Annotated in this window: 4 protein-coding genes and 1 pseudogene; all 5 read right to left on the minus strand. The window is 55.8% G+C overall.

The genetic code is table 11. The features are described from left to right. Positions 1-227, minus strand: a pseudogene (locus DW724_RS15220) (sulfide/dihydroorotate dehydrogenase-like FAD/NAD-binding protein); the annotation flags it as partial. A 212-nt stretch (positions 228-439) separates the two neighbouring features. Continuing rightward, a complete protein-coding gene (locus DW724_RS15225) occupies positions 440-1435 on the minus strand; it encodes a sugar ABC transporter substrate-binding protein (protein WP_118762045.1) in 996 nt (331 codons plus the stop codon). A 126-nt stretch (positions 1436-1561) separates the two neighbouring features. Beyond that, complete coding sequence (locus DW724_RS15230) at positions 1562-2557, minus strand: Gfo/Idh/MocA family oxidoreductase (protein WP_118286022.1); 996 nt, start codon at positions 2555-2557, stop codon at positions 1562-1564. 207 nt (positions 2558-2764) lie between these two features. Further along, complete coding sequence (locus tag DW724_RS15235) at positions 2765-3772, minus strand: Gfo/Idh/MocA family oxidoreductase (protein ID WP_117489167.1); 1008 nt, start codon at positions 3770-3772, stop codon at positions 2765-2767. A 15-nt stretch (positions 3773-3787) separates the two neighbouring features. After that, the coding region (locus DW724_RS15240; protein WP_147358692.1) for a TIM barrel protein at positions 3788-4147 on the minus strand (360 nt) is incomplete at its 5' end.

Consider the following 4147-nt stretch of genomic DNA (forward strand, 5'->3'; position numbering starts at 1 on the left):
AGTGCACCGAGCGCCATCGTCGTTGCGCCGACCTCCTGGAAAATGATCGTGACGGAACCCTTTTCGCGGTCAAAATCTGCGATCGTGAGCGGAATACGCTCGCCTTCTGCGCTGACACGCAGGATGATGAACTGACCCGGCTCTGCCTTGCGGGCAACGTGCGGTGCCTCGATCACCATCAGCTTGGTGTTTGCGTTCAGCGTTTGCTTTTTCAAAATCTGATACATTGGTCAAATATCCTTTCGCCAAACCGAATCGGGGTATAGGAAAAGCCGCATAAGCGGCTTTTCCAGCAATATGAGAAGAAAACTTATGGGTTAGTTAAAAGAGAGAGAATAAAAATATTAGAGAGTGTGTCTTAAATGACATGAAGAATGGGAAGAACATTGGAGCGTTTTCCCAAGCGCGAGAGTGAGAGTGAGGGATCAGAAAATGATGCTTATACCAGGCTCTTCAGCTTGCCCAGATACTCCTGTGCATTGTCCGGAGTAATGACCTTACAGCCGGTGTCGATGAAGTCATCCAGCTTTTCGCCTTCTACAACGTCGAGCAGGCTCTCAACGCACTGGTAGCCCATGTTGTACGGGTCCTGTGCAACGGTGCAGGAAATTTCGCCGTCAACAACTGCCTGTACGCCGGAGGAGATGCCGTCGAAGCCGCATACGATGATGCCGTCGCCGTCACGGCCTGCCTGCTTGATGGCACGGGATGCGCCGAGCGCAACATCGTCTGCGCAGCATACGATCGCATCGATGTCCGCGAAGGACTGGAGAACGCCGTCGGTTACGGTCACGGCTTTGTCGCCTACGCCGTCGGTGTACTGCGTGGAGATAATCTCGCAGCCGCCTTCTTCAAGTGCCTTCTTGTAACCGGCTACACGAGCCTCAGAGGTGGACTCGCCCTGGATATTCGCCAGAATAACAACCTTGCCGCCCTTACCGATCTTCTCGGCTACATACTTGCCGCCCTCGTAAGCAGCGTCCTCGTGCGCCGTGCCGATAAAGGTTTCCGCCTGATCAAAATTGGTGTCGATCGCCAGCACCGGGATCTTGACGCCGGTCAGTGCATTTGCGATCTGGTCTGCCTGCAGCGGTGCGATAGCGATCGCCTCGCACATATCTGCGTTTACAATGGTCTCTACCATGTTCAGCTGACCGTCGAAGTCGGTATCGCTGTTTGCACCGCGTACGTCAACTTCTACGTTGCCGAGATCCTTTTCCGCCTGCTCGATGCCTGCGATAACGTAGCTCCAGTATTCGGAAGAGGTGGTCTTGAGCACTACGCTCAGCTTATGGGTGTCGCCGCTGCTGCTTGCCTGGGAATCGCCGGAGTCATTGCCGGATGCGCTGCTGCCGCCGCATGCACTCATGGAAACTGCCATCAGTCCTGCCAGCAGCATCGCTGCGGAACGCTTAAAAAGGTTGCTTCTCTTCATCTTTCTTTCCTCCTGTTAGACAAGTTGTCTATTGGAATCATATTACCGGGTAATATGACCTTCTTTATATCAACAGGGGCGGTTTCACACCTATTCCCGCCCCTGCTGTATACCATTCGTGGGGGATTATGCCTCTACCTTTTCCCACTGACCGGTGGTCTGTGCCTTGATCAGTGCGTCGGAGATCTTGCAGGCCTCGTAGCCGTCCTCAGCACCCGGGCCCGGAACGTCGGTCTTGCCCTGCAGGTAATCTACCCAGTGCTGCAGTTCTTCCTGATAAGCAACTACGAAACGGTTGGTCCAGTCCTCCGGGATGGCCTGACCGCACTGCAGGTAAGAACGGACGATCGGCTCTGCCGCTACCGGCAGGCGGATGGTGCCCTTCTCGCAAACCAGCTCGCACAGGATCTCATAGCCGTAGTAGCTGTTGCCGGAAACCTCAACGTCGATCAGTACGCCGGAGTCAGACTGCATAAGTACCAGCTGCGGGTCCTGGCAGGTGCCTTCTGCGAAGCAGGTAGCACGCGGGAAACGAACAGCGACTTCGTTCAGGTTCTCACCCAGCAGCCAGCGGCAGATGTCGATCTCGTGGATGGCAATGTTGGTGATGTGCTGCTCGGTGGTGTGGTTCTTCGGATGGCTGCGGGTACGGCTGATGCAGTGCGCCATCAGCGGAGCACCCAGCTCGCCGGAGTCGAGGATCTTCTTCATCTTGATGTAGTCCGGGTCAAAGCGACGCATGAAGCCGATCTGCAGCAGACGCTTGCCGGAAGCCTTCTCCGCTTCTACGACCTTCTTCGCGTCCTCAAGGGTGGTAGCCAGCGGCTTCTCGCAGAATACCGGCTTGCCGGCCTGGATGCACTTTACCGCCAGATCAGCGTGGGTGCCGTCCCAGGATGCGATAACAACAGCGTCGATTTCGGGAGAAGCGATCAGCTCCTCTGCGCTTGCCATTACCTTTGCGCCGTAGGTCTTAGCGACCTCCTCGGCGCGCTCGGTGTTCAGATCGTAAACAGCAGCCAAACGAGCGCCGTCTACATAGGTTGCAATGTTCTGAGAATGGGTGTGGCCAATGTTGCCGCCTGCGCCCAGTACGCCAATAGCGAGTTCCTTCTTGCTCATGATGTGAATCTCCTTTTTTCCTTTATCTAAGGCAACACCGCACACTTAAAGCTGCGGCGCTTTGCGGAAATTTTGTCCCCTGATTGCGTTGCGATTTCTTGCAATACGTCAGTATTGCTGCAAAACCGCGCCTTATCAGTGCGCAAAATTTACTCGCAAATCGCTCTTGTCCAATTATGCGGTATTGCCATAAAAAGCGGTTGTAATTTACTTCTTCTTACCGTCCAGATATGCCTGATGCAGCTGCAGACAGAACTTGAGGCTCATCGTGCCGTCGTGTGCGGTGGTCTCCGGCTTGCGGCCGGTGCGTACACAGTCAACGAAGTCGTCGATCTCCGCCTGGAACGCTTCGCCCCAGCGAGCAAGGAAGCTCTCCTGGCACTCCTCTACGAAGCCGTTCTCGGTGAACTGCGAGAGGTAATTCTTGCGCGGTACCGAGTTGACACGCAGCGTGCCCTTGGTGCCGACGATTTCGCTCTCAACGTGGCTGCAGGTTGCGGTGCGGCCTACCTGAATGTAAGCGGTGGTGTTGTTATCGAACTTGGTCAGCGAGAAACCGTTGTCATAGTCGTTGTAATCTGCCAGACCGGTGCAGACATAAGCATCGCCGGTTGCAAAGGAATCGACCGGATCGCCCTCGAGGAACCAACGTGCAAGGTCGGTGTCGTGGCTGCCCATCTCGATAAACCACGGAACGTAAATGCCCTTCTTGACGCCTTCCAGATGTGCCTCGAGCACGCTGGACGGGTCGAGCGATACGCCTTTGAACAGGATCGGCTTGCCGATCGCGCCGGCGCGGATCTTCTCCTTCGCCTCTGCGTAGGACGGGTCGAAGCGGCGCATGAAGCCGACCGTGAAGCACTTGCTGCCGTTCTCGGCTACGGCCTTCTCGATCTCCTCACAGTCCTCGAGGGTCTTAGCCAGCGGCTTCTCACAGAAGATGTGCTTCTTTGCCTTGCAGGCTGCCAGACACGGTGCCTTGTGAGCATCTGCGCCGGTTGCAACAACGATTGCGTCAACCTCGGGATTGTTTACCAGCTCGTCTACATTGGTGTAGCCATACGGTACGCCGAATTCCTCCTGAAACGCCTTGACCTTGCTCTCGGTGCGGGCGCAAACCGCTACAACCTCTGCGTGAGGGTTACGCTGCAGGCTGGTGGCGTGCATACGGCCCATCATACCGATACCAACGATACCGAAACGAATCTTCTCCATTTGTAATCCTCCTTATCAGATACCTGCGGTTTTCTTGATATACTCGCGTGCCATCTTGGCATACTCGAGCGGATTTGCCTTTGCCGGGTCCTGCTCGGCCTCTACGATGAACCAGCCCTCGTAGTGTGCATCGTGCAGAGCCTTGAATACGCCCGGATAGTCGACGCAGCCGTCACCCGGAATGGTGAAGCAGCCCTCGAGAACCGCCTTGCGGAACTTGAAGCCCTCGGCGTAAGCCTTTTCCATCATGTCCGGACGGATGTCCTTGAGGTGAACGTGGCCGATACGCGGGCCGAACTCCTTAGCAGCCTTGACGGCGTCCTCCTTGGAGAACGTGAAGTGGCCGGTGTCGAAGCAGAGGTAAACATAGCGCGG

The sequence above is a fragment of the Butyricicoccus sp. AM27-36 genome (genome assembly GCF_003480945.1).
In the GTDB taxonomy this organism is placed as follows: Bacteria; Bacillota; Clostridia; order Oscillospirales; family Butyricicoccaceae; genus Agathobaculum; species Agathobaculum butyriciproducens.

Bases quoted from the DNA above. Each gene is read 5' to 3' on its own strand.
- DW724_RS15235 (WP_117489167.1), bottom strand. From the start codon at position 3,772: ATGGAGAAGATTCGTTTCGGTATCGTTGGTATCGGTATGATGGGCCGT.
- DW724_RS15225 (WP_118762045.1), bottom strand. From the start codon at position 1,435: ATGAAGAGAAGCAACCTTTTTAAGCGTTCCGCAGCGATGCTGCTGGCA.
- DW724_RS15230 (WP_118286022.1), bottom strand. From the start codon at position 2,557: ATGAGCAAGAAGGAACTCGCTATTGGCGTACTGGGCGCAGGCGGCAAC.